Origin of the sequence: Sporolactobacillus sp. THM19-2 (assembly GCF_004153195.1) — a bacterium.
In the GTDB taxonomy this organism is placed as follows: Bacteria; Bacillota; Bacilli; order Bacillales; family Sporolactobacillaceae; genus Sporolactobacillus.
Genome location: NZ_SEMC01000004.1, coordinates 155,523 through 182,366, shown reverse-complemented (window position 1 = coordinate 182,366; position 26,844 = coordinate 155,523). Strand labels below are relative to the sequence as shown.

24 protein-coding genes and 1 pseudogene are annotated in these 26,844 nt (G+C 45.4%); 11 read left to right on the top strand and 14 right to left on the bottom strand.

Annotated elements, in window-relative coordinates; translation table 11 throughout:
• The first annotated feature begins 64 nt into the window (after positions 1-64).
• On the top strand, positions 65-598 hold the full coding sequence (locus EWH91_RS05500) for a phosphatase PAP2 family protein (protein ID WP_129929023.1): 534 nt from the start codon (positions 65-67) through the stop codon (positions 596-598).
• 139 nt (positions 599-737) lie between these two features.
• Here the strand turns inward: EWH91_RS05500 and EWH91_RS05495 are convergent, their stop codons facing one another.
• Positions 738-1,823, bottom strand: coding sequence for an alpha/beta hydrolase (locus tag EWH91_RS05495; RefSeq protein WP_240697265.1), 1,086 nt, complete (start codon positions 1,821-1,823; stop codon positions 738-740).
• Positions 1,824-2,133: 310 nt separating this feature from the next.
• Here EWH91_RS05495 and EWH91_RS05490 point away from each other — a divergent pair, with 310 nt between their 5' ends.
• Entirely contained in the window at positions 2,134-2,976 is an 843-nt protein-coding gene (locus EWH91_RS05490) for an aldo/keto reductase (protein WP_129929022.1), read from the top strand.
• 222 nt (positions 2,977-3,198) lie between these two features.
• Here the strand turns inward: EWH91_RS05490 and EWH91_RS05485 are convergent, their stop codons facing one another.
• The 5 genes from EWH91_RS05485 to EWH91_RS05465 all read right to left on the bottom strand — a co-directional run bounded on the left by EWH91_RS05485 (position 3,199) and on the right by EWH91_RS05465 (position 9,069).
• A complete protein-coding gene (locus EWH91_RS05485; RefSeq protein ID WP_129929021.1) occupies positions 3,199-4,116 on the bottom strand; it encodes a C40 family peptidase in 918 nt (305 codons plus the stop codon).
• A 143-nt stretch (positions 4,117-4,259) separates the two neighbouring features.
• Positions 4,260-5,270, bottom strand: coding sequence for a zinc-dependent alcohol dehydrogenase family protein (locus tag EWH91_RS05480; RefSeq protein ID WP_129929020.1), 1,011 nt, complete (start codon positions 5,268-5,270; stop codon positions 4,260-4,262).
• Between the two features lie 29 nt (positions 5,271-5,299).
• The gene (locus EWH91_RS05475) at positions 5,300-6,220 is read right to left on the bottom strand and encodes a YczE/YyaS/YitT family protein (RefSeq protein WP_129929019.1); all 921 of its coding nucleotides are present in this window, start codon (positions 6,218-6,220) and stop codon (positions 5,300-5,302) included.
• Between the two features lie 390 nt (positions 6,221-6,610).
• Positions 6,611-7,168, bottom strand: coding sequence for a hypothetical protein (locus EWH91_RS05470; protein ID WP_129929018.1), 558 nt, complete (start codon positions 7,166-7,168; stop codon positions 6,611-6,613).
• Positions 7,169-7,641: 473 nt separating this feature from the next.
• Complete coding sequence (locus EWH91_RS05465; protein WP_129929017.1) at positions 7,642-9,069, bottom strand: sugar porter family MFS transporter; 1,428 nt, start codon at positions 9,067-9,069, stop codon at positions 7,642-7,644.
• A gap of 662 nt (positions 9,070-9,731) precedes the next feature.
• Between EWH91_RS05465 and EWH91_RS05460 the strand changes: the two genes are divergently transcribed.
• Positions 9,732-10,343 (top strand): class I SAM-dependent methyltransferase, encoded by a 612-nt coding sequence (locus EWH91_RS05460; RefSeq protein ID WP_129929016.1) that lies wholly within the window; start codon positions 9,732-9,734, stop codon positions 10,341-10,343.
• 28 nt (positions 10,344-10,371) lie between these two features.
• A complete protein-coding gene (locus tag EWH91_RS05455) occupies positions 10,372-11,070 on the top strand; it encodes an SOS response-associated peptidase (RefSeq protein WP_129929015.1) in 699 nt (232 codons plus the stop codon).
• Positions 11,071-11,091: 21 nt separating this feature from the next.
• On the opposite strand, the gene EWH91_RS05450 is transcribed toward EWH91_RS05455, so the two are convergent.
• Positions 11,092-11,880, bottom strand: a complete 789-nt coding sequence (locus tag EWH91_RS05450; protein WP_129929014.1) for a helix-turn-helix transcriptional regulator — start codon at positions 11,878-11,880, stop codon at positions 11,092-11,094.
• A 147-nt stretch (positions 11,881-12,027) separates the two neighbouring features.
• Here EWH91_RS05450 and EWH91_RS05445 point away from each other — a divergent pair, with 147 nt between their 5' ends.
• The 5 genes and pseudogenes from EWH91_RS05445 to EWH91_RS14725 all read left to right on the top strand — a co-directional run.
• A complete protein-coding gene (locus tag EWH91_RS05445) occupies positions 12,028-13,266 on the top strand; it encodes an extracellular solute-binding protein (protein WP_129929013.1) in 1,239 nt (412 codons plus the stop codon).
• A gap of 101 nt (positions 13,267-13,367) precedes the next feature.
• The gene (locus tag EWH91_RS05440; RefSeq protein WP_129929012.1) at positions 13,368-14,582 is read left to right on the top strand and encodes a carbohydrate ABC transporter permease; all 1,215 of its coding nucleotides are present in this window, start codon (positions 13,368-13,370) and stop codon (positions 14,580-14,582) included.
• Positions 14,583-14,660: 78 nt separating this feature from the next.
• A complete protein-coding gene (locus tag EWH91_RS05435; RefSeq protein ID WP_206184294.1) occupies positions 14,661-15,428 on the top strand; it encodes a carbohydrate ABC transporter permease in 768 nt (255 codons plus the stop codon).
• A gap of 22 nt (positions 15,429-15,450) precedes the next feature.
• Positions 15,451-17,748, top strand: coding sequence for a glycoside hydrolase family 65 protein (locus EWH91_RS05430; protein ID WP_129929010.1), 2,298 nt, complete (start codon positions 15,451-15,453; stop codon positions 17,746-17,748).
• 122 nt (positions 17,749-17,870) lie between these two features.
• Positions 17,871-18,666, top strand: a pseudogene (locus tag EWH91_RS14725) (IS3 family transposase); the annotation flags it as partial.
• Here the strand turns inward: EWH91_RS14725 and EWH91_RS05415 are convergent.
• The 3 genes from EWH91_RS05415 to EWH91_RS05405 form a co-directional block, all read right to left on the bottom strand.
• The gene (locus EWH91_RS05415; RefSeq protein ID WP_129929007.1) at positions 18,667-19,053 is read right to left on the bottom strand and encodes a transposase; all 387 of its coding nucleotides are present in this window, start codon (positions 19,051-19,053) and stop codon (positions 18,667-18,669) included.
• A 380-nt stretch (positions 19,054-19,433) separates the two neighbouring features.
• Positions 19,434-19,793 carry a hypothetical protein gene (locus tag EWH91_RS05410; RefSeq protein WP_240697264.1) on the bottom strand — a complete coding sequence of 120 codons (360 nt, stop codon included), beginning with the start codon at positions 19,791-19,793 and terminating at the stop codon, positions 19,434-19,436.
• 26 nt (positions 19,794-19,819) lie between these two features.
• Positions 19,820-20,785, bottom strand: a complete 966-nt coding sequence (locus tag EWH91_RS05405) for an EndoU domain-containing protein (RefSeq protein WP_129929006.1) — start codon at positions 20,783-20,785, stop codon at positions 19,820-19,822.
• 285 nt (positions 20,786-21,070) lie between these two features.
• On the opposite strand from EWH91_RS05405, the gene EWH91_RS14980 reads away from it, so the two are divergent.
• Positions 21,071-21,160 (top strand): putative holin-like toxin, encoded by a 90-nt coding sequence (locus EWH91_RS14980; protein WP_369122696.1) that lies wholly within the window; start codon positions 21,071-21,073, stop codon positions 21,158-21,160.
• 630 nt (positions 21,161-21,790) lie between these two features.
• Here the strand turns inward: EWH91_RS14980 and EWH91_RS05400 are convergent.
• The 4 genes from EWH91_RS05400 to EWH91_RS05385 all read right to left on the bottom strand — a co-directional run bounded on the left by EWH91_RS05400 (position 21,791) and on the right by EWH91_RS05385 (position 23,874).
• Positions 21,791-22,468, bottom strand: a complete 678-nt coding sequence (locus tag EWH91_RS05400; RefSeq protein ID WP_129929005.1) for an LXG domain-containing protein — start codon at positions 22,466-22,468, stop codon at positions 21,791-21,793.
• Positions 22,465-22,719, bottom strand: a complete 255-nt coding sequence (locus tag EWH91_RS05395) for a DUF5344 family protein (RefSeq protein WP_129929004.1) — start codon at positions 22,717-22,719, stop codon at positions 22,465-22,467. The genes EWH91_RS05400 and EWH91_RS05395 overlap by 4 nt, the downstream gene beginning before the upstream one ends.
• Positions 22,719-23,147 carry a YwqH-like family protein gene (locus EWH91_RS05390; protein WP_129929003.1) on the bottom strand — a complete coding sequence of 143 codons (429 nt, stop codon included), beginning with the start codon at positions 23,145-23,147 and terminating at the stop codon, positions 22,719-22,721. The genes EWH91_RS05395 and EWH91_RS05390 overlap by 1 nt, the downstream gene beginning before the upstream one ends.
• A 469-nt stretch (positions 23,148-23,616) precedes the next feature.
• A complete protein-coding gene (locus tag EWH91_RS05385) occupies positions 23,617-23,874 on the bottom strand; it encodes a hypothetical protein (protein ID WP_129929002.1) in 258 nt (85 codons plus the stop codon).
• A gap of 716 nt (positions 23,875-24,590) precedes the next feature.
• Here EWH91_RS05385 and EWH91_RS05380 point away from each other — a divergent pair.
• Positions 24,591-26,792: a bifunctional alpha,alpha-trehalose-phosphate synthase (UDP-forming)/trehalose-phosphatase gene (locus EWH91_RS05380; RefSeq protein ID WP_129929001.1), complete on the top strand. Its 2,202-nt coding sequence runs from the start codon at positions 24,591-24,593 to the stop codon at positions 26,790-26,792.
• The last annotated feature ends 52 nt before the right edge of the window (positions 26,793-26,844 follow it).

Sequence of the window (26,844 nt, the reverse complement as noted above, 5' to 3'; positions counted from 1 at the left end):
TGCATTTTTATGACAATAATAGGCTGTGCAGGAAATATGAATGTTTAATGGGAGGTGATTTCAGATGGCAGCGAAATCAATTGACAATCTCTATGAAGTAGAATGTCAGATCTTCAAAAGAATTAATTGCTACTTTGAACATAGAGGCTTGTATATCTACTTTCGTCTGGTTACGAGTGTCGGTGGCGCTGTGACAGAAATACTGGCAGTCCTGCTGATACTGTTTTTTGCAGAGGGGACTTTGCACCGGACAGCGGTCGCTTGTGCCATATCTCTGACAGGAAGTCATATTATCGTACAGGTTCTGAAGAGACTTTTTCCAAGAAATCGTCCCTATCTGGCTCTTGCCGGGGCAAAGGTCATGAAGAATCCACTCACCGATCATTCCTTTCCATCCGGGCATGCAACAGCCGTTTTTTCAGTGATTATTCCGTTAATTCTGTATCAGCCGATGCTCGTTTTTCTTCTGCTGCCTCTTGCTCTGAGTGTGGCAACGTCGCGCATTTTCCTTGGGCTGCACTATCCGAGCGACGTGCTTGCCGGAATCAGTCTCGGAACCCTTACCGGACTTATCACATATTTTCAGATGATGTCCTGAAGTAATTAGTCATTTCCCAACCCAGGTCTTCCGGTATCGCCCCGTTCATCTGATATAAAACAACGCCGGATCAGACCCCGATAAAAAGGTCTGATCCGGCTCTTATTCATATATGAACAGCTGATCGGTCTGATGAACTTCAGCCTGATACAGACTTTTTTAGCTGACTCTGAACAGGCCGTTTTTGATCCATATGTCTGTCAATAAAGTTAAATATTTTCATAAAGTATTCTTCTGGTGCAACAATGGCTGATGAGGCATGTGGTGCTTTATCCACAATCAGAAGTTCCTTTTCAACCGGAGCGGCATCATAGACTTTATGAACCATCTCTGTGGGAACATAGGTGTCATCAGACCCGTGAATAAACAGGATGGGCACTCTTGCCTTCTTTAGTTGTTCGACTGAAGACGCTTCATAAATGCTGAATCCTGCCTGCGATCTGACTGCCCGGTCAGCCAGCTGCATAACAGGGAAGCTGGGAAGATTAAACAGGTTTTTCAGTTCGTAGGCGAATTCATCTGCAACAGAAGTGTAACCACAGTCCTCGATAATCGCAGTGACGTTGTCCGGAAGATTTTCTCCGGCGGTCATCATCGCCGTTGCTCCGCCCATGGATACACCATGAATAACAATTTTCGCAGCCGGATCACGCTGAATCAGTTTATTGATCCATCTCAGGATGTCTTTACGATCCACCCAGCCCATGCCAACGTAATCCCCTTCACTCTTTCCGGAACCACGCAGATCCGGGCTGAGAATATTAAACCCGTGCTGAGAAAAATCCGGTGCATAATAAAACATACCGCTGCCTTCATTCATGTACCCGTGAACCAGGATGGCCCATCGATGACTGTCCGGATGCGGCAGGAACAAATAGCCATGCAACTTCAGGTTATCTTCCGATTGGATAAAGACATCCTGAGGCGGATAAGTTTCAACAAACTTATCTTTCGAGGCTTTTATCACCTCCAGCCTTTCTTTGATCAACTGAGGCAGTTCATCTACGGGAATCTTCTGACTTAAATGATCGAGGAGCTCCGTTTTATCATTCCGTTCGATAGCAAGTTTATAGAAATGTTTGCCTACTGCGTCCCCCGCTACTTTCAGAAAAGCAGCTGTGCTGGATAGAATCACCGATGAAAGAATGATCCCCTTTTTCATAAACCATTTTCTTTTTTCGGGTTTCCGCAATTTATCCTGATCCTCCGTAAACCTCAATCCCAATTTGCTCACCTCTCTTACATTCAGGTCACCATCAATATCATCATTTTTAAATGATTACCCTTTACTATATGATCAATTCGCCCAGATGTAAATGCGTCACTCCAACCATTCTGTAAAATGTTTTCGTCAGCTCTAAAGCTCCAATGTCCGTATCTCCAGAACATCCCTGTCTGCGATTCATGTTCCTGCCGGAATAAAGTGTGGAAACATTCCAAATACTTTCATATTATATCACATTCTTCCATCAGATCATTAGACTCTTTTTCCTCCCGATGCTACACTGAAGGTAAAAATGCAAGGAGAGATGCACATGAGTTCTGATATTCCGACTATCACGTTAAACGATGGATTGACACTGCCGGCGATAGGATTTGGTACATATAAACTGAATGGCGCAGATGGCGTACAAAAGATTCTAAGTGCAATTGATACAGGATACCGATTGCTTGATTCGGCTTTTAACTACGAGAATGAGGGCACGGTTGGCGAAGCAGTACGTCGCAGCTCAGTTCCCCGGGAAGAACTGCGTATTACATCAAAGTTACCTGGAAGGCATCATAAATATCAGGAGGCCCTTCAGACCATTCAGGAGTCGCTGTTCCGTGCCGGCCTCGATTATTACGATCTGTATCTGATCCACTGGCCGAATCCGAGTAAAGATCAGTATGTGGAAGCCTGGCAGGCACTTATTGATGCGAAAAAATGGGGACTGATCCGTTCGATTGGCGTCTCCAATTTCCTGCCGGAACATCTGCAGCGGCTTATCAGTGAGACGGGGGTGACCCCGAGTGTGAACCAGGTAGAACTTCACCCTTATTTTAATCAGGAAAAACAAAGGGCATGGGATAAGGAAAACGGTATTGTTACTGAGTCATGGAGCCCGCTGGGGCGTGCAAATCATCTTCTGCAGGATAAGACATTAAAAAAGATTGCTGCCGATCACGACATCTCGATTGCGCAGGTGATTCTTCGCTGGCATGTGCAGCTGGGTGCTCTACCGCTTCCAAAGTCTTCTTCCCCTGCTCGACAGCTGGAGAATCTGTCACTCTTCAATTTTTCATTAACTGATGATGAAATGAAGATCATTTCATCACTGAGCCGTCCTGACGGGCGTACGTTTGGTCAGGATCCGGCGAAATATGAAGAGTTCTAAATCGTAACAACCAGGCAGGCCGACCGAAAATAGGTCAGCCTGCTTTTTTTGTACGCGATAAAAAGTAAATATTTACTATAAATTTCAAACCCTCTGGAATGTCTGCGATACGCCAGCCGGCAAGTCTTTCTTTAATTCTCTGGTCTTCACATGCTGTCATAAATCCGCTTTTTCAAAAATAAAATAGATGAAGATAAACAAGCCTGGTCTGAAAGCAGGTGATCATTGTACCCTTAATTTCAGATCAGGAAGCAGGCTCACTGAATCATCACGTTTTAACCTCCGGAACTTCATCCCGGACAGACCCTGTTTCTCCAGAATGGTCCAGAGTAAATGGTTCTCTTCACCAGAGTCCATCTTCTTCCCTCCTGCTTCCAGCTGTCCCCTCGCAGATATCTGTTTATCAGATACATCAAACAGCCAGACGAGCTTTGCCAGCTTTTGCTCGTAACTTCGCTCATGCTCCCTCTTAAGGTGAAGAATCTGCCCTGAATGAATGAGATCCGATTGGAGCTGGTTAATTCTTCTGATCTGAGCAACCGTAACACCCGTGCGAAGTGAAATTTCTGAAAGCGTGTCACCTTTCTGTACAAGATAAGTTGATTTTTTCTTGCTTTCTGGGTGTGCGGACTTCACCCCTTCATTATGGAATTCCTTGCCGGGTATCTGTTTTTGTGAACGGGCGTTCCGGCCATGAGAGCTTATTTGCAGACGCCGGCCGGTAACGAATCTGGGTTCCCAGTATTTTGCCGCCCCGTCTCCGAAAATCTGTGTTTCCTGAACACCTGTGCGTTCGTTTTCCGAACTGATCATTCGACCGCCATCGATATAAATGCCAACGTGTGAGATGCCGTGACCGTAAGTATTAAAGAAGACCAGATCACCGGAGCGCAGATTTTTCTTTGCGACTGGTACTCCATAGCGGGCCTGGAGCGCGGAATGATGTGGTAAGCGAATGCCGAAACGAGCAAAAACTTTTTTGGTAAACCCGGAACAATCATTCTCTCCCCACTGGTAAGATGTATTCAGGTGCTTGCGCGCTATAGTGACAGGATGATCAGCCAGCGCCCGATGAGCCGGCAACGATCCGGCAACAATGACACCGCCTGCCAGTGCAATTGGCAGGATTGATTTTTTCATGCAGCCTGCGCCTCCTGTGTAAATGATACCGATGATGAGAACCGAACACTTATATAAAATAAATGACGGCATCCGCCGTCTTATCACTCAATGGATGATTTGTTTTCTGATTGTAACATAATGAAAAGAAACAGAACCGTAATTCAGGCGTTACGATCCATCAAAATGATCGCCTTAGTGATCTTTTCATTAATGTTTCCGGCCAGTACATCTGGTACATCATCAAGCTTCAGCCTGTGAGTAATCAGCCGCTCGGCATCAACCGTCTTATCCGAGAGAATCCGGATCGCGTCACGCATCGCATAGGGGTTGATAAAAGCTCCCTTAATGGTCAGCTCGTTGAAATAAACATCATAGGCATTGAGTGAAATGGTGTCATTCGGGCCTGCAACGCCGAACATCAGAATCTGACCGCCGCGTCGTGCAGACTGAATCGCCTGCTCCTGAGTAACAGGAAGGCCAACGCATTCGATGATTACATCATATTTCTCATCGTGCCTGGTTTCCTCAGGATTGAAAACCACATCCGCCCCAAGTGTTTTCAGGAGGTTAACTTTCTTCGGATTGTGCCCGCTGACGTCCACTTTCTTCAACCCGCGCTTTGCCAGAAGTTCAAGAAAAACCTGTCCCATAAATCCGTCACCAATGACCAGTACTGACTGACTGGGTCGAATATCAAGTGAACGAAGGCCATGTACCGCGCAGCTCACCGGCTCCGCCATGGCAGCAGCCCCAAAACTGAGATTATCCGGAATTTTATAAACATTTGTTTCCGGTACATAAACATATTCTGCCATTCCGCCATTTCTTGTGACACCAATCGCTTCATTATTTTCACATAGCTGTGGCTTATCTTCATGACAAAAGTCGCAGTACCCGCAGGGAATATTGGGGTCGATGGTTACCCGGTCACCGGGTTTGAAATCACTCTTTACTTCCGGTCCGATTGCCGTCACAATGCCGGAATTTTCGTGTCCGAGGACAATCGGAGGATCAGCCTGAGCAGATCCAGGCAATCCCTGGAACAGGTGCTTGTCTGTTCCGCATATACCGCATGCCATAACTTTTACTTTGACTTCATTGCTTGTTACAGGCTTATCAGAGATCTCCTGTTTTTTCATTTGTCTCGTTCCAGTTAAAACAAGGGCTTTCATATAAAACTAACTCCTTTCAGTATCACTTATTAGTCACCGTCTGAGTTATCGTCCTTCGCGCGTCTTTCCTCTTCTCTTTTAAGCATCCCATACATTTTTCGGGAATTGATGACCAGTTTCCTGGCATCTTCTAAATCCTGTCGTGCCTGTTCCTGCTTCAGCTGCAATTGGAGATCCGTATACTGGGACAGTTTTTCCTGAATCTCAAGCGTCTGATTATAACTTTTTTTGACAATACCATACGTGAATCTCCCTGCCCCGGTGACCCCGTGACCAATGGACTTGCCAGATGGCTGTTTACTGAATTCGACTAGTCCTGATATCAGACGATCGCTGAGAGATTTATCCCAGAAAGTGATCAGCGGACCGGCAAAGAATGAAATAATAATCGTGGCAAGACCAATCGGGCCTCCGAAAAACAGTGCTGCCACCATAAATCCGATATCCTGAGCAACACGGCAGAAACGATACTTGATATGAAGACGGGTTGAAGCAATTGGGGCGAGAGCGTCATAAGGGGCAACTCCGAGATTCGTGCTCATATACAGGGACGTACCCAGAGTGAATAAAAGCAGACCGAGAATTCCGTTCACAACACTTGTCAGCATGGAAGGCTCAAAATGAAAGATGGAACTGTATAATCCGGAAAACCAGTCGATCATGAATCCCGCTCCCACCATGTTAATTACCGTACCGATACCAATCTTCTTACGATCCAGTAAAATCACGAAGATCATGATAAAGGCGTTTGCAATCAGCTGATACAATCCCAAACTCATGTTCAGTTTATGTGAAATACCTATATTTACAGCAGTAAAAGGGTCAAGGCCGATATTGCCCACTTTGCATAGAGTTGCGCCAAGTGCCAGGATAGCAACTCCTATAAATGAAAAAATCGATTTTAAAAAAATTTCCAACCAGTGATGCTTGTTCTCCAAGCTCTCCGACATACAGTCAACCTCCGTAATAAAATAATTTTACATAAAAAGTATCTGAAATAAAAAAATGTTTCTCTTACTATTGTAACAGAACTTAGCCTATTATGTTTTTTGAATTTTGAATAAAAAAGAACAAACTGCTCTGCATTTATCAATTACCTGCAGAATAGCTTGTTCACGTTATCACTTTTTCATTCAGTTAAGAACCTCTTTTCATAAGACAGCAGCTTTGTGAGTTTGATGATTGATTTCTGATTTCTGCTCCTTATAGGGTCCGCTTTCCGTAAGCCTCCCCGCTCACGTCTTTACTGAGAGGTCGATTCTGACCCGGCTTCCCGCAGGAGCAGCGTATTTCTTGCTCCGGTCAGCATGAAGGATGAAGCTCGTTCATTTTTTTCATCATTAATTCTGCAGTTTCCTCATATCAACGATAATGGACAGCACTTTCTGTCTTCTGTTCATGATGGCGTATTGAACCAGGCAGACACTGATCAAAATAATGAGTACCGTTAATATGGCTGTCTCAAAGGCGTCAGGGAGCGAATCAGGACTTCTTAATGAGGCAATGACGACAGCTATCGCAGACAGGACAACTGCAGCAAATGGAAAGATTGTTCTTTTTGCCTGATTCAGCTGTCTTCTTAGCCTGTCCTCCAGATAATCTATTCGTGTATAATCCTTATGCTCATTGACGGGAAGAAAAAGAAAATCAGCTTTATCCATTTCTCGCCGGATGATTCGCATTCTGAGATTCACATCCGTTTTCGCGTTTGCAAAAAGATAAATGGAATAAAGATAAAGGTGCGCTGCTTTGATCGAAAAGGACCCTCTCAGTGATCTGATATAGCGTTTTCTATGATGTTTGAACCGATAGACGATCCACAACTGATTCAGTTTACTTATCAGAAAGCACAGTCCCGCAAGACAGACTATGCTTGTGGCAATGATCAATTGATCCATAATCACGAATCATCCTTTTCCCGATGAGTACTGAAGCGCTTTATTGACTCATCTCATATAACAATAAGGTGCTGCAAAACCGGCTCAGAACCAGGTCCTTGTAAATAGCGATAACCTTCTGACAGCTTGTCTAAAGGGTCAGCCGGATTCCCGGAAGTCCGGTACTTCATTGCCGATATCGTTTACGTATGTATCGTATCATATTTCTACTCCAGTTCGTGGAAATAACTCATATTTTTTAACGAGCACGGATGGAAAGTATAAAAATCCTATGGATTATTGTGTAACGGCAACCAGGACCCATCCTGCGCCTGAAGTCCTGGCTCCGGAGAGTTTTCTCATACCTTTTTCCGTCCAATTTTTTACTTTCTTAAAACACAAAAAAAGCAGGGCATCTGATCCCCCGCGAAATGCTTATGGATGATGTTCTGTTTTTTCAGTATCCGGCACAATCAGGCTAATGCTAAATTCTGTTACACATCATGGGATATACCCGACGATGCTGCTTTTTTCGACTCAGGATGATGATGTCGAAACTGGAATTCAAGTTGTTCAAGTGAATGTCCGCTCGTTTCCGGAAGACATATTTTGACAAACGTGATAGCGCAAACTCCAAAGATGACAAAGACAAAGAAAGTGAGAGACAAGCCAATGGCATGAAGCAAAATTGGGAAACTGAATCCAACAAAAAAGTTAGTGATCCAGCTGCAGAACACGCTGATACCCATTGCAGCTCCCCGGAGCCGGAGCGGAAAGATCTCCGACAGCATCAGCCAGGTAACCGGTGACACAGCGCCCTGCTGGAAAGCCAGAAAGGTTACAGTGAGTGTCAACACTATATAAGGCAATACGGATGTGCCCTGAAGTAAAAACACAAAGATGCCGATCAGGAAAAGAACAGACGTTGTCCCGATCACCCCGGTCAGAAGCATGGGCCGGCGTCCGACCCGGCCGAGCAGCCAGATACCGACAAAAGTGGCGAGAACCGAAATCACTCCATTTGCTATATTGCCGATTAACGCCGCTTCTGTACCGAAACCCGCGTCTTTAAGAATTTCCGTTCCATAATACATAATTGAATTGACTCCTGTGATTTGCTGAACAACTCCGATTCCGATTCCGATCAGAAGCAGACGGCGGATCCAGGGAACCAGGAAGTCTTTTGAGGTGACTTTTTTATCTTCTGAGGCCGCATGCAGTGAAGCACGAATTTCATTCAGTTCGGACCTGGCATACTGTTTTTCACGGATTTGATGCAATACGCGCAGCGCATCTGCAACCTTTCCCTTTGACGTAAGCCAACGCGGGCTTTCCGGAACGATCAGCATGCCGAACCAGAGAATCACAGCAGGAAGTGTCGCGACCACAAGCATATAACGCCAGATGTGTGCATGCTCTCCGCCCACATTCCCAAGAATGGCGTTAACTGTAAAAGCGAGCAGCTGTCCGGTCACGATCATTAATTCATTCTGAGTGACTATTCTTCCCCGCCGGTTTGCAGGAGACATTTCCGCAAGATATGCAGGTACAGTTACAGACGCTCCTCCGACAGCGAGTCCAAGCAGGACGCGGAATATGATCATCCATGTGGCATCCGGTGAAAAGGTACATCCCAGTGTTGTGATAAAAAAAAGAACGGCAAGACCCATTATCGTTTTACGTCGGCCAAACCGGTCAGCCAGCCTGCCGCCGGACAGTGCGCCGAATGCTGCTCCAAGAAGAAGTGAACTTGTAACAAGACCGGTCAGCAGCGGGCTGAGATTCAGCTGGTCCTTTTGTGACATATATGGCAGTGCACCATTTATCACACCGGTGTCATAACCAAACAGCAGCCCGCCAAATGTGGAGACAATGGTAATAAAACGGAGAAAAGCATTTGAGGATCGTGATTTATCCTTCATGGAGAAGCCTCCTTCCCTCTGTTCTGAGATCGGCTGCTTCTCCACTGACAGATCTGTAACCTGGTTTAAATAAAAATGGTGGATCGATAACGGAAATAAAATGGCGACGCTTCACATGTGACTGAATTGCAGGTGTCTTAATCATTACGGGTGTTCGGCAGATTAATGAGCGGATGGAAAACGAAGGCTCAGTCGGGCTTTCGACGACAAGAACACAACTTAAAGCAATTTCCTCTTTGGGTAAAATAACATCACCACTCCTTTATGATGAGTTGCAGTAAGCGCAATCAATATATTTATTATAATTTTTACTGTTAATTCTGTCAACTTTGATATCTTTTTCAAGAATATACTAATATTCAGACAAGACAATAATTTGCCTGAATGTCGCTGACTATTTTTAATACGAGTTTTACATGTTATAACGAATATAATAAGTAATAAAAACGATTGGAGCAGGCGATACAATGAACGTCATGACATACCTGAACAATGCGCCAGAATGCTCCGAGATTCTTTTTCAGGAGAAAACAGGCTGATGCTGTTTGCCCTGCCCATCTTCGCTCCGGGATCATACTACTCCTGCAAGTGAAAACCATACTATAATGTTCTGACTGTTCATTCTGCTGTGCTATAATGATAAAATTGGAAGTGAGTATCGTATGCAAAACAGGAATCAAGTCATTGCAAAAAGATACAACCGTGTATCGGGAATCTATAATTTGATGGATCATATGATCAAAACGGACTGGCGTCGAGAGCTGGTCAGCCACGTCCACGGCTGTGTCCTTGAAGCAGGTGCAGGGACTGGCCTGAACCTCCCCTTCTATCCGAAGGACGCCCAGGTCACGGGTATTGATTTCAGTTGTGGCATGCTGAAGCAGGCAGAAAAGAAGCTGAACACTTTGGACAACAGGGAACGCTTTCAATTGAAAAAAATGGATATTCAGCAGATGGACTTCCCTGATAACAGTTTTGATTATGTTGTATCAACCTGTGTTTTCTGTTCGGTACCGGATCCGGTCCGTGGCCTGCGCGAGATTGGCCGGGTTTTGAAACCCGGCGGCAGGCTGCTGATGCTGGAACATATGCGCAGTGAAAAACCAGGTGTCGGTAAGCTCATGGATCTCCTGAACCCGCTTACCGTTCGACTCTGGGGGGCGAACATCAATCGCCGGACACTGCTCAATATCCGGCGGGCAGGGCTGACGATTGAAGAAAATGTCAATCTTTGGGGAACTATTATGCGAAAAATCATTGTTCGACATGAATAAACGAATCCATTTCGGGAGGTTTTAAACCATGTGCGGGCGCTATACGCTTATTGCTCCTTTTGTTATGATTATCACACGTTTCAATGCAGTAAAGCATATACAGAAGACAGAGTATGCACCGAATTATAATGTGGCACCGGGCCAGCAGGTTCTTGCTGTTATCAATGACGGGAAAGACAACCGGCTCGGCTATCTTCGTTGGGGGCTGATTCCACCCTGGGCAAAAGATGAAAAAATGGGCTACCGGTTAATTAATGCCCGTGCTGAAACAGTTGCCGGGAAACCGAGCTTTCGCCGTGCCTTTCAGCAGAAACGGTGTCTGATTGTCGCTGACAGTTTCTATGAATGGAAACATCTTGAGAACCATGAAAAGACAAAAACGCCGGTGCGGATCCGGATGAAATCCGGAGAACTGTTTGCCATGGCCGGTCTCTGGGAAACCTGGCTTTCTCATGAAGGAAACAAGATACATTCCTGTACCATTATTACAACAAAGGCGAACGAACTGATGGCACCTATCCACGACAGAATGCCGGTGATTCTCAGAAAAGAAGAAGAACAGTCATGGATCGATCCGTCGAACCGGGATACACAGGCACTGAGTCACCTGCTCCGTCCTTTTCAGTCGGAACAGCTTGAAGCTTATGAAGTATCGAAAGACATGAACTCAACAAAAAATAACGGGCCGGAGCTGATCGAGCCAATCTCACGACCGGGATTCAGTTGAATCTCGTTTCCAGACATCGCTTCAAATCAATGAAAAATCATCCAGATCTGTTTTCTGCCGCCCCTCTTCGCCCCGCTGCTTGCGAAATTGCGAAGGCGTCATCCCGAAGTATTTCTTGAAGACGGTCGTGTAATAACTCTGGTTACAGAAATGAAACAACAGAGCAACTTCAGATATACTGTTGTTCGTGTGCAGGAGAAAATAGACGGATTCCCGTGTTTTCACACGGTTTATAAAATCGGTTATTGAGGTCCCAACTTCTTTTTTAAACAAATGTGACAGGTAAGCAGGATTAAGGTAAACATGGTTGGCCAGATTCTCCAGTGAGAAGTCCTGGAGACTATTTTCCTGAATATATTCAATAGCAAGGTGTACCGCATGACTGTAATGGCGGGACGATCTCCGAGCTTCTTTTAACTTTCTGATAAAGCCTTCGAGCATGGTATATTCAAGGAGAGAGAGATCAGTCATTTTTTCTTTCCGTTCAATCTCCTGAATATAAGCATCGCTCAAATTAAAGGCGACTTCCGGCGGCATACCGCCTTCAATAGCCGCACGAGTCATCAGTGTACAGGAACAGATCAGTGAGTTTTTCAGTGAGCGGACAGGTTCCTCGGCAAGGACAGCACGCTCAAGCGTGTTAATTTTATCAAGACAGGTGACAGCGCTTTCACAATTAGCAGCAATTATTGAATTGAAAAGCCGCTTCTCTATAACATAAGGCGGATGCATGAAATATTCACGTTGATGGTGAATTTTTCGAGACAGGAACCGTTGTACGATCTCCGGATCAATGGATGATTGCTTCATAATCGATCCCCCCCTTCACCTCTAATTATTTTATAAAATGTCTAAAGGATCTAATATCATTCTACTACCCCTAACAGTAAAATCAAAGTGTGATATATAACAAGTTATCTTGTATAGTAACAATTATGAAACAGGGAGGAATTTTACATGCTGAAAAAGGTCATCACTATTATGACAGCGCTTACACTATTGACCGGAATTTTGGCTGCCTGCGGAAATGAGGGTTCCGGGTCAAGTGATTCACAGCCTTCTAAGAAAATCACACTTACATTTGCAGCGCAAAGTGATAATACTCCGGCAACAAAGGAAGTCATTAAGGCTTTTAATAAACAATCTGATAAATACAAAGTGAAATGGGTGCAGATGACCAATGATTCGGCTCAGATGCACGATCAGTTGCTCACTTCGCTCTCCAGTGGTTCTGATGAGTATGACATGATCTCCATGGATGTTGTCTGGGCAGGAGAATTCGCAGGTGCCGGCTATCTGGAACCTATTGATCAATTAATGGTCAAAGCCGGTCTGAACAAGGATGATTTTAATGCCGGTTCGATGACTTCAGGAAATTATGAAGGGAAACAGTACACACTTCCCTTCTTCCCCGATGTCGGGCTCCTCTATTTCAGAAAAGACATTGTCAGTAAAGAAGATGCAGCAAAGCTTGAAAACGGTGACTATACCTACGAAGATCTCGGAAAACTTGCTGACAAATACGCGGGTAAAGGCGGAACCAAGAACGGGTTCGTTTATCAATCAAAACAATACGAAGGCCTGACCGTAAACCTGACCGAATTTTCCAATTCCTATAAAGATATTAAGGGCGGGCTTCAGACCATGTATGGCTTCACAAAGGCTGCTTCGGCACCAGGAGATCTGTTGAATTACATGGAAGCCGAGACGGCGACAAGTTTCGTTCAGGGCAATACTGTTTTTGCCCGCAACTGGCCATTTCAGTATGGTACCGTAAAAGCACAGGATGAAGGTGTCAATATCCAGCTGGATCAGGTTGGTATTGCCCCTCTTCCGAACGGAGGGACTGTCGGCGGATGGCTGCTGGGCTTGAACAAGAAGTCAGAACATCTTGATGGCGCGTGGGAATTTGTTCAATTCGTTGCCGGTGAGGAAGGCCAGAAGATCATGACAACTGAGGGCGGATACCTGCCGGGTTATAATGCTTTGCTGAAAGACGACACCGTTCTGAAAAGTAACGAACTGCTGGCTATGCCTGGATTCCGGAAAGCCCTGTCCAATACCATTGCCCGCCCAGTTACAGCTGATTATAATAAACTGTCTGATGCCATACAGATCGCTGCCCATAAATATCTGAGCAGCGGTAAGGATATTGACGGAGCAGTGCAGACGATTCAGGATGCGCTTGATCAGTAAATCTTCACACTGAAACATTTCCTGCGAGGCTCTAATCGTAATTAGAGCCTCTTATTTTTAGAGAGTCCGGCCATAAATTTCTTGACATGGAGGTGTTTAAAATGAAAAAAACAGGAGTGCAAACCTTCCTGTTTATTTTCCCGACCGTTCTCCTGATCGCCATCTTCTCACTCTGGCCGATTCTTCAATCCTTTGTCTATACTTTTTTCGATTATCGGCTCAATGACCAGCAGAAGTCAGGACTGTATCTCAGCGACAGATACAACTTCGAGTTATTTGATGAGACGCAGACCTATGTTAAGCTGTTTCTTTCTGAAGACATGGATCAGATTACTGACCCTCGTGATCAATCCAAAGCTGATCAGCTGCTTAAAGAAGTAGATCAGGCCGCCTTGACATTTAAAGGTAGAGACGGTGTTCAGAAAATCAGCGGTGAGGAGAAGAGCCAGCTGAAAGGACTTTCCCGGAACGCCGCTACAACCGTACAGGCATTAAATGAAGAGTATCATACAAAAAACGGGAAGAACCTGATCAAGATCGTCAGAGATTATGATCGCAGTTTTATTGAATCCAATTTCATTGGCTTCAAAGGTTACGCGAAGGCATTCACCGACCGGCGACTCAGCATGACACTGTGGAATACCACTATTTTCACGTTCATTTCGGTGCTTTTTGAATTTGTTCTCGGTCTTGCCCTTGCGATGATTATGAATAAAGCGATACGCGGTCAGGGATTTATTCGAACCACTTCACTGATCCCCTGGGCCATCCCGACCGCGGTTGCTGCTCTGATGTGGAGCTATCTTTATGACGGGAGCAGCGGAATTGTGGCCCATGTTTTTGAATCGATTGGACTGATTTCTGATGCAAGTGATCTTCTGCTTTCAGGAACCGGAGCCATGATTGCAACAATCATCGCCGATATCTGGAAAACGACACCCTACATGGCGATCCTGCTGCTCGCCGGGTTGCATACCATTCCAAAGGACGTTTACGAAGCTTCTGAAATCGACGGAGCAAACAAAGTCCAGACATTCTTCAGGATTACCCTGCCGATGTTGAAACCGGCCATTCTTGTTGCCCTGCTCTTTCGCACACTGGATGCATTTCGGGTATTCGACCTGGTTTATGTTCTGACAAACGGAGGACCGGGCGGCGCGACGGAGACACTGTCTCTTTACTCCTATAAAACGATGTTCGGCCAGACCAATTTCGGGTATGGTTCCGTCATTGTTATGGTTATGTTTATCTGTGTCGCCATCATTGCCATCCTTTTTGTCAAAATTCTTGGTACTAATCTCATGGATAAAAATTAGGGGGTGATTATCGTGGCAAAAACAAAGCATAAATGGAACTTTCTCGGTGCTGCAGTGATCCTTGTTTTTCTGTTCGGCATGATCTTTCCTTTCTTCTGGATTCTGATCACGTCGTTCAAACCCAACGGGGAAATATTCGGTGCCGGTGCATACAGCCTCATTGCAGATCATCCAACCTGGGACGCCTATAGAGAAGTCCTGTTCAATAAAGGCATCCTCAATTCTGTAAAGAACAGTTTAATTGTCGCAACAACGACTACTGTATATATCATCGTCATCGCCACACTGGCTGCTTATGCTATTTCTCGCTTCCATTTCTGGGGGAAAAACGTACTTCTTGGTCTGATTCTCGCTGTTTCCATGTTTCCGCAGATGATTATGGCAGGACCGATGTATAACCTGTTTATGAATCTTCACTTGACAAACAGCTATGCCGTTGTACTCCCCTACTCTACGATTACGTTGCCGATTGCCGTCTGGATTCTCGTTACCCATTTTAACCAGATTCCGATTGCACTGGAGGAATCAGCGAAAGTAGATGGTGCAACGCCATTTCAGATCTTGTATAAAATTGTCTTTCCACTTGCTGCTCCCGGGGTTTTTACAACGGCCATTATTGTTTTTATCGCTGCCTGGAATGAATTTTTACTGACGATTACATTGAACTCTAATGCCAGTTATCAGACCGTTCCGGTAGCCGTCTCTTTTCTTCGTACACAGTTTCAGATCCTCTGGAGTGAAGTGTCTGCTGCAACGGTGATTGTTACCCTGCCGACACTCATTATCGTTCTCCTTTTTCAGAAGAGAATTGTATCCGGACTGACGAGTGGCGGAGTGAAAGAATAATCAAAAAGTGAGATGAGATAAATTGAGCTGGATCTACAGCAATAATGACCTGTCCAGGGAACAGTTACCGGTCAATGAATCTCTGTTTTCTCTTGCAAACGGCTATCTCGGGGTCAGAGGAAATTTTGAAGAAGCCTGTCCGGATGAGATTCGGTCGATCCGTGGAACATATATCAACGCCTTTTATGATATCGTCCCGATCCATTACGGAGAAAGGGCTTACGGTTACCCGCAGACCAAACAAAAAATGATGAATGTCATTGATTCCCAAAGCATGCAGCTATATTTTGGTGAGGACTCTGAACCGTTCTCCCTGTTCACAGGAAAGATTATTCGATTTGAGCGTACCCTTCACCTGGATGCGGGATATTCTGAACGCCTGATCCACTGGCGTTCGCCACATGGAAGGGAGCTTATCCTCACTTTTCGCCGGCTTGTCTCATTTTCGCACCGTGAGCTGTTCGCTGTCGAACTGCATATTGAGCCGGTCAATTTTCATGGAAAAGTCACGCTTATGTCATCCATTAATGGCAAAATAGAAAATTTTTCGGATCATCATGATGCACGTGTCGGTTCGGCTGATGAGGCGAAACTCTCAGTGACGGACTGCCGGACTTTGGATGATCTGAGTATCGTTTCGGATCGCACTTCTATGTCGAATCTGGATGTATCCTGTGTCAGTTCTATCCGATTATCTGTTCCCTGCACGCGGAACATCTGGATCAGGAAAAGCAGCGTGGAGACCTCCATCACTTTTCTGTTAAATAAGCCGGTGACTGCTGTAAAAAAAAACATTTATACCGATTCCCTGAGGCACGGGTCTCAAACTGAACGGACAGGGGTCAATCTCCATCAGAAGATTGACGTTCTGTCTTTCTCCGAACTTCTGAAGGAGCAGAAGCGTTTTCTTGATGCCTTCTGGTCGATCTCTGATGTGATGATCGACGGGGATCCCGCAATTCAGGAAGGCATTCGTTTCAATCTGTTCCATTTGTTGCAGTCTGCCGGTCGTGATCCATTCAGCAGTATCGCCGCGAAGGGACTGTCTGGAGAAGGTTACGAAGGTCATTATTTCTGGGATACGGAAATTTTCACTGTTCCTTTTTTTACGCTTACCAGACCGGACATTGCCCGACATCTGCTTCAATACAGGTATACCATACTGGATCAGGCGCGAAAGCATGCCCGTGAGATGGGACATCATCAAGGTACTTTATTTCCCTGGCGGACCATATCCGGAACGGAATGTTCGGCATTCTTCCCGGCAGGTACGGCGCAATACCACATCAATGCAGATATTGCCTACAGTTATGCACAGTATATGAGAGCAACCGGCGATCTTGATTTTCTGGAAAAATACGGTTTTGAAATGATTGTTGAGACGGCAAGGATCTGGATTGATATCGGCCATTTTCAGAACGGTCACTTTTGTATCGACGATGTCACCGGTCCTGACGAATATACGGCGATTGTGAACAACAATTATTATACAAATGCTATGGCTCAATTCAATTTAAATGTTGCCGTAAAATATTATCATATATTGCAAAAGAAAGCGCCGGAAACCTTGAACACTTTGTCAGAAAGGCTGCATCTGTCACCTGAAGAAATCAGGAGTTGGGACAGAGCGGCTCAAGCCATGTATCTCCCGTATGATGAAGACTTGAAGATAAATCCACAGGATGACACGTTTCTGAATAAAGCCGTGTGGGACTTTGCCGGCACGCCAGATAATCACTACCCCCTGCTCCTTCACTACCATCCGCTGACACTTTACCGTCATCAGGTATGCAAACAGGCGGATACGCTACTTGCGCATTTTTTGCTTGAGGGGGCTGCCGACATTGAAACGATTCGAAATTCGTTCCATTATTACGAAAAAATCACAACACACGATTCTTCTCTGTCAACCTGTATTTTCAGTATTATGGCAGCGAGGATCGGCGAATACCGGAAAGCGTATGACTATTTTCTAAAATCGGCACGGATTGATCTGGATAACATTCAGGGTAACACACGTGATGGATTGCATCTTGCAAATCTTGGCGGATCGTGGATGGCTATTCTGTTTGGTTTTGCCGGAATCAGGATCACAGAAAAAGGTCTTTCGCTCAGACCATCCATCCCCTTAAAATGGAATAACTATTCCTTTCATGTTGTGTTTCAGGGTAAAACGCTGCGATTTAAGATTGCACAAGGTCTGGGACAATGTCAACTTGAGCGTTCAGGTTCTCTGGAACTGACCATAAACAATCAAAAAAGAACGATCTCCTCTGGAGAGACGGTCACTTTTCAGGTCAATATGTTAAAAAATCTGTGACATATCAGTCATGTCGTCATTCAAAAAGTACGACAACCCTATTTGACTTTTGTCCTTGAAAATCATATCCGGATATTGAGACTTTCTACCATCTGGAAAACTAGAAAATTTATTTATATTTATTTGATAATCGTAGTGCCTGTGAGTCCAGCCTGGCCCGTGAGAAATGGGAGTTGATGCAGCGCATTCAGGCCCATTATACAGAAAGTAAACATACAGAAAGTAAACGAATATACGGAGCTCCCAAGATTCAGAAACGCTTGAGAAAAGAAAGCTTCAGGGTCAGCCTTAAACGCGTGCAGCGACTTATGAGACGAGCTAATCTGCGTTCCATCATTGTGAAAAAATATCGTCCGCAATCGAGCCAGGGACCGGTTGAGAACAGAAAAAATGTACTGGCTCAAGATTTTACAGCCACAAAAATCAACCAAAAATGGGTAGCTGATATCACTTATATTCACACAATCAAAGAGGGCTGGTGTTACCTGGCGTCAGTCATGGACTTGTGTACACGAAAAATTGTTGGTTATTTCTTTTTCACGGAGCATGACCACGGAGCCCGCACTGCGGGCTTTAGAAAACGTTTGTGTCAATCAAAATCCTGAACCGGGTCTAATCCTGCATACGGATCTTGGCTCCCAGTATACAAGTCATGAATTTGAGAAAGCGATTCAAGAGAAACAAATCGTCCATTCCTTCAGTAAAAAAGGTTGCCCGTACGATAACGCTTGCATCGAATCTTTTCATGCGACCTTGAAGAAAGAGGAAGTTCATCAGACGACCTATAAAGATTTCGATGAAGCAAAACGTGCTCTCTTTCAATACATTGAAGGCTGGTACAACAGGGGTAGAATACATAGCTCTCTCGATTATCTGACGCCTCAGGAAGCAGAGCACAAGTTTTTGAAGACAGCCTGATCAATATGCCGCACGAGCACCGCTTGACATAGAGAAGCGAGCAATGTAGGTTATCTCGTCAGGCGAAAGAGATTTACCCTTTCGCCCTTCGCGAGACATCATCGAAGCCAGATTTTTTTTAAGCCACGAGAGTTCCGTGGTCAGGCGGCCAACTTCGCCATAGAGCCTTTCGATTTTTTCTTCGTATGCCGCCTGCATCCGGCTCTGTTCGTTCTGCCGGCGGTCGAAGAGTTGTGGCAACTGTTCCAGGGCTGTCTTCTTCCATTTTCGCAACAGATTGACATGGGCACCGTACCTGGAGGACAATTCGTTTAGCGTCATCTCCTCCCGCAGAATTTCGAGCACGATTTTGGCTTTGAAGTCTTTTGAGTATGATTTACGCTTCATAAATCTACCTTAACACATCCTCATTTCGTGTCCGAATTCTTGGGTCCATTATAGTTTGTCTTCTTAACATATCCATCAATCTCTGAAATTATCTCAATACTTACCGGTCTTGAATTATCTCCATCGTAATTAATTTAAACATCAACAGAAACCTTTTTCCTACTCTCAATTGCTTTAGCCCATTGATTCTCTAACTTTTTATATTTACCAAGTTATCGTAGCTGGATTGAGAGACAGGGTTATCCAACACAGGAGACCCCCAATTTTGTCGGCCGCTACGTCTAACAATGGTCACCAGGAAGTTTCCCGGGTGTGTCAGGATTATTTGACGCCCTCTATTTCAACAATCCTAAAATGGCTATCTCGCCTGATGTATGAACTTAATTTGGATTTTTTTCTCTGTATTTTTTAATTCTGGCAGCCCAAATAACAATTAGATCTCTCAAATCTTTAGTATTAACTTCACACCAATCCCCTTTGCCATCATCAGCCAGATTATCGTATATTTGTGTTTTATCTTTATGAATTTCAACACCACACACATTACCATTTAATTCTGCATAATCCAATCTTCCATCTAATACAGCTTCGAATTTATCCAAAGCATAAGAAGGATCCCCACCTTGGATGTCAGACATAAGAAAAGTTGCAACTAAATATTTTTCTCTATTTTTTGTTTTAATAATCAACGTTTTACTCCCGCTGTCAAATGTAATTTCATCGAATTCATATTGAATCAAAGATATCCCTCCATTTATATATAGATTCAATAAATTGAAAATGATGAGATTATTTTACCGCTCTTCATGTCTATATACATTTGAATCTGCATACCATTTGACAACTCACCTATAAAAGTGTTTCTTGTTCCTTCGATAAATTGCCTGTTTTCGAATGCCTCGTTAATTGATTCTACTATTTTTTGCGCATCCCAATTCTCCGGAAAAAAGGTTGATTCTCCTCCATTTGCCGTCTTTGGAATATTGTTAACTTCTATCTTAGCTTTATAGACACCATACTTATTTGGTGCAGATTCTGTCCCTGGAATAATCCTCCCAGGTGTGTCTGGAATTGATTCAGAATGGTAGCCTACCGCTTTTCCACGTGCATTAAGTTGTCCTTCAAGAATATGTTCCAAGGCTCCTCTTCTAAATTTATCAGTGTTTTTTAGTTTGTCAATCGATGTAATTGGTTCACTCGTATTATTACTCTTAGGATTATCAGAGGTTCCAGGCGTGTTAACACCTTTCCCAACAGTACTGTCATCAGACTTATAAACGATCCCTTCCAACCTATCCCGGAAATACTCCGGGTTCAGCACATTAACCGGAATTCGTCCATTGGCATCGGCGAATGACAGCGGCGGGGTTTCCTGTTGGTCTCTCAGGATTTTATTGAACGCCTCCAGGGCGATCCGCTGTTTTTCAAGCATGTAATCCTCGCTGCCCGGTTTTAACTCCGTGGCTTCGTTCCTGATTTTCTCGTTTATTCTTTCTGAAAGCTGCTTCAGGAACGCCACTTCATCGACTTTGCCTGCTTTTGCGAATTTGCCAGCTTTGGCGGCTTTATCTGCGTTTCTCGTGAATAGTGAAGAGCCAATCGACAGAGATGCGTAGGTATACCACCGGGATTTCGTAAACTCATTCCCGTTAACGACATCTTCTTCATAGGACATTTTTATTTGATATGCGAGTAGTTGATTGGTTTCCTTCCAGCGGGCGATGGCCATCATGTCTCCGGCTTCTTTTTCAGTTTAAATCCTATTTTTTGGAGTGCTCGATTGCTGCTTTGGCCAACCGGTTAACTTCCTTTTGACTCAATTTAACGTTCATTTTGACACGCTCCTTTTATCCTTAGCTTTTTAGAAGCAGTATCGGACAAAAAAGAAGAATATACCTAGTGAAGCCAGTTTGCTATAATGATAGAGACAACAAAATGAACAGGGTGGGAGCGCTGCTCTGCTGTTCCTGTTGGTGTTCGGTGAACCCGACACTTCGGGAGAAAGGCGGTGGCGCCCATGACGGTTTATCAGGCCATCAGCTTGATGATTTCCTTTGCAACGCTGATAATCATGATGCTGTTATTTAAAGATAAAACAAAAAAGTAATCCACCCGGTTCCCTACCTGTGATGGATTACTTTTTGTGATCTCTTGCAGCGTAATGATCGCTTAGCGATTTTTGTTGTCATCCGTTAGTGTGGCTGCACTAACGGATTTTATTTTCCGTTCCATGCACCTTCATTATACACAAGTATTTTATTTCTGAAAACCAAAGGATTCATTGTTACCCAAGTATTCCTGAATTTTAATTGTCAATGTTTTTTATCATACAAATGGATAGGTGGCTTTTCAACATGGCTATTGCTTCTTGTTCTGACACCCTCTTGCCATAAGGACGGAAACCAGCACGATAAAACATTTTCATCTCCTTTTCCTTGTGCACCTGATTAACAAAAGGCTGAACGCCAACCTCTTTTTCTAAAAATGGAACGCCTTTTTTAAACGACGGGTTCCAGTCCAACACGGCATTGACAATAACATCATGCCCTTCAATCGTTTGATATGCACGATTCGGAGCATAGACCAGCTGACATACAGCCTGTGGTTATCGATCATTTTAGATTGAAGCGAGATGCCCCCGGATGTTGGCCGACGTTGTTTGTCGGCTTACAACCGGGGGAGCAGACCTTAGATGGCCCCAAATGAAACTAATAGAAAAAAAGCGTAGCAGCCGAATTTATGTCCAAAAATCAGGATTATGAGTTCCAATTCCGAGCGATCGAACGCGCGTCGCGTTGATCAGCTCGCTGTAAAGAGCGGCGACATACTGGAAGTCCATGTCCAGCTGCCGGTATTCACTTGTCAGCTCCTGATCCAGGCTGCGGACATCATGCACCATCTTCTGCCGCCGATCATCGGCTTCATCCAGTTTGTTTTCTACAGGTTTCGTGGAAAAAACGTCGATCGTCACCAGGTCAGAGATGCGGTTCAGAATCTTCCGGATGCCATCCTGCTGCTGCTCGATCAGCTGAGAGGAACGGAGTCTGCCGAACACAAGGTCATCCTCGAGAAACGGGACGTTGACATACGTGTCGCCGCCGAGATTTTTATTGTCAATCATTCCGGGGATCCCTTTAAAAAAAGCAATCCGCTTGTCGATCAGGCGCAGCCAGGCATCCACAACGTGGCTCTGGGCTTCATAAAACGAACGGATCGCATCGGCACCCTGCCCCTGAAAATCGCTGCTGCCAAGCTGCGTCACGCCCTGAAAAGTTGCTCTAAGCGCTTCAAACTGGCCTCTCAGCGTTTGATAATCATGGGCACGCGCTGTGGCGGCTTCGACCAGTGTATCGGCTTCAAAGACTTTCGTATCCGACGCCCCACCGCCACCGGACCCCATCATGTTAATTCTCATCGGATCACCTCATCCTGGCGCTTGAGCAGATCGACGTTGGCTTTCGTGTCAGCGATGTTATTCTGGAGACCTTCTATGTAAATGGTGAGGAGTTGCTGCACCATCGCTTCCTTGCTTTCCCAGTCGGTCGTTATTGCCAGACGATTCGATCCCCGACCGGACGGATCTTTAAGAGAAAGCTGGTTTGCTGCAGCCTTTGCCTCATCCAGACGACCGCTGACCTGTCCGTGGTTGAGTGCAATCAGTCCCATCAGAACAGCCTCCCTTTGATTTTGTCGACCTGCGCCCAGAAATCGCTCGCAGCTTCTTCCCCCTGGCGCATCAGGTATTCCGCGCCGTAGGCCATGCTTCGCGTCGCATCCAGAAAACCGGCCTGAGTACGCAAATGCGAGATTTCCGCATCAATCCGTTGTTGATAGTCATCGATGCGACCAGTCAGTTTCGACTTCATCCCGTCACGAGCATCCTCCCGCCTGTTCTGAAAGGAACGGGTACGGGAGCCTTTCCAGTTTCCGTCCAGTTCCGGCTTGACCAGATTCCTGATCTCATCCAGAGACGCCTGCTGTTCATTTCCCAGCGCCCGTTTTGCCCTCCTCAGCCGTGCAATTTGATCATCAACCTCGACCGCCTGTTGAGACAGACTTCGATAGATCCAGCTCATCGTTCCTGAAGCACTCATGACGTTGATCCCCTCTCATCTCGAAATCAATTTGGCAAGTCTTTAAGGTATTGGTTCCGCAGCGATACCTCGCCGGTTGTGTTTCAGTTACCGGTTATGTTGATCCGCATAAATATCCGTCTATTCGATAAAAGTTGAGTGCGCTTACACATTCAGTTACTTAAATTCTATCGAAATGATTTCACTCTGTGAATGCGGAAAACGTCCTGTTTATCCGGCAAAAATGAGCCCGTTTGACTCATTTCGAAGCTTTCCGTCAAGAATTAAGGGGACTATTTTACTACGCGCATCAAGAACTTTAAGTAGACGATTCTTTGATTGCTGAAGGCGGTCATCAAAATAAGCCACGTTTACCAAAAAATAGGCTGCGCTCTGCCAAAAATGAGCCACCTTTTTCCAGAATACAGGCCAGAGTGACAAACCCTTAATCGGGCCCTTCCTGGTACTTGTTTATACGATGATTCGTCGATCAGCTTGATACCTGTTTCAGCAGCGAGGCGATCCGTATCGTTTTCTGCATACATAACACGCTGTTTCCGCGTCGAAGGCGTGATAGAGGCGAGTGACGCTTTCCCGTTCGCTTCCCAGCCTTCCGCGCGCTTCTGCCGGTTGAGCGCTTGATCCATGAGGCGGAAAACGTGCACCACCTGATTCTCATCGCTCGATCCATATCGTCCATCGCCTTTTCTTCAAAAGTCAGCAGATCAGTGTCCGCTTTCCAAATCACCAATAAATCGTCCAAAGAGGAGGCCTCGATTCTCTGATGTATTTACCTGCCTGGAGGTATACATTCAGGATAAGAAAGAAATCTTCTTTTTTTCGTCCAGTAAAAGAGCATCTTTACGCCTGCCTAACGGAATCAAAAATGGCCAGATTCCCCCGCGGTCATGCCCATTCCCCTCCGAGAAATACTTTACACATAGCATTGTTTGCCGTTCGACTGTCTGCGGTAGTTAACCGGACAAAACATATGGATGCCGATTGCAGGCGCCTGTCACATGGCCTTTTTTGACACGGGATTACCGATATTTTTCATGAGACAATCGACCTTCAAGTGGCATGAAACTCCGTTAAGAACGTATATTCGTTCTAATTGAGTTATACTATATAATAGGTGGCTATTGGGTAAATCAGATAAAAATCGGATGTCTTCATCTACAGTTCCTTTTTGCCTGCGAACCAAGTGCGGGATGGCTACCTGCACTTTGGGGGAATTCGCAGGCTTTCGATCAAACGTCAAACGATTGGTTGGAGATAAAGGCAGGCAGAACATTGAAAGAGAAAAACTAATAACTGATTTGCTGCTCTGACACTGTCAAAGTCGTCGTTTCCTTTATACCGGGCGGCGGGCAAAAATGCTCTGCCATCAGTATAACGGCATGATCCGTGTGCATTCGATTCATCCCGATGTGCTTTCTCATCTTCCAAAGGAGGAGATAACAGATGAGTAAAACCATTCTCATTTCGAACCGATTACCGGTAACCGTACGCAAAAAAGACGATCAGATCACCTTTCATGAAAGCATCGGTGGACTTGCCACAGGCTTGAAGGGCTACCAGCAGAAATCGGGCAGTCCGTGGATCGGCTGGGCGGGCATTGCTGATGAAGTGTTGTCGGACGATGATAAACAGCTGATTGACGATAAATTAAACGAAAAATGGTCTTGCGTACCCGTTTCATTGACAAAAGACGATCTGGATAAATACTATTACGGGTTTTCGAATAACACGATCTGGCCGTTATTTCATTACTTCCTGAATAAAACGCATTATGATTTTCGAACGTGGGAAGCGTACAAGCGAGTGAACAACAAATTTTTTGAAGCAGTTGATCGCATAATGGAAGCGGATGATACTGTCTGGATTCACGATTATCAGTTGATGCTGCTTCCGCAGATGATCCGGAATAAATATCCGAACGCCAAAATCGGCTTCTTTCTTCACATTCCATTCCCGTCTTATGAGCTGTTCCGCACGCTGATCTGGCGGGAAGAAATACTCCGCGGCCTGCTCGGCGCCGATCTGATCGGTTTTCATACGTACGATTACGTGCGTCATTTCTTCAGTACGTGTACCCGACTGCTCGGGCTAAACCGCAAGATTCACACGATCATCTATGAAGATCGGGAGGTTCATGTCGGCGCTTTTCCAATGGGGATTGATTATGATTTCTTCGCCGGCCATACGACCGATGAGCCGCAAGCAGCGTCATTTAAAAAGATGTCGTCAATGAAAACAATCCTTTCCATCGACCGCCTCGACTATACAAAAGGGATTCCAGAGAAAATCCGGTCGTTCAGACGGCTGCTCGTCAGATATCCACAGTATCGGGAAAAAGTGCGATTCAATCTGATCGTTGCCCCTTCGCGAGTGAAAGTCGATTCGTACAAGCGATTGCGCCGGCAAATTACTGAATTGGTCAGTTCGGTCAACGGGACGTACGGAACGGTTGACTGGATGCCAATCTGGTTCTACTTCCAGTCTTTTCCGCAAGAACAGCTGATCTCCTTTTACCGCCATTCGGACGTCCTCCTTGTCACACCGCTGCGTGACGGCATGAATCTTGTTGCCAAAGAATATACAGCTTCGCGGACGGATCTGCAGGGCATGCTCGTCATCAGCGAAACCGCCGGAGCAGCCAGAGAGCTGGGAGAGGCTGTGATTGTCAATCCGTATGATTACAACGCAGTCGCAGCGGGCATCAAAACAGCGATGGAGATGCCGGCAGAGGAAAAAGCCTCACGCAATAAAATCATGCAGGAACGATTGAAACGCTATAATATTCATTTCTGGGTGCGCACGTTTCTCGGAACGCTTAAACAGGTGACTTCACAACCTGATATCATTGCCGCGAAAAATCTTGATCAGGATCACTCTTTGGTTGTCAATGCTTACCGCCAGGCGAAAAAGAGAGTTTTATTTCTGGATTATGACGGGACATTGGTTGGGTTTGCCCAGACGCCTGAGCTGGCCAAGCCGGATGCCGAGCTCAGGGAACTGCTGCGCACGCTTGCCGAAGATCCGAAAAATACGATCGTGATTAACTCGGGAAGAGACAAAAGTTCGCTGGAACAATGGTTCCCTGAGTCGAATCTTCATCTCGTGTCGGCGCATGGTCTCTGGGTCCGACACCCAAACCAAAAGTGGAAAATGACTGTGCCGCTGCAAAACGAATGGAAAAAAGCGATTCGCCCGATTCTCCAGATGAATGCCGATCGGATGCCCGGGTCCTTTATCGAAGAAAAAGAATACTCGCTGGCGTGGCACTACCGTCTTTGTGAACCAGATGCCATCGATCTCTGGCTGCCAACGATCAAGGCGAATTTAATGAACCTGACCAGTTCATTGAATCTCCGAATCCTGCAGGGGAAAAAGGTGCTTGAGATCAAAGATAATCGGGTCAGCAAGGGATCGGTGACGCCGCTTTTTTTGCGGGGTAAACATTACGACTTTGTCTTTGGTGTCGGCGACGACCAGACCGACGAGGATTTATTTGCCTCATTGCCCAAAAATGCGTTTTCCGTTAAAGTCGGTATCGACGAGACCCGGGCTGCTTACCGGCTGAAATCGTGGCATGCGGTACGCGCGCTTCTCCGGAAATTCGCGGAAACAGGGAAGGAACTGGAAGCTGCCAATCGCCTGTGACGTTTTGGTTGAACGGCATCTGAACCGATGTATGCAATCCGTAATTTTAACG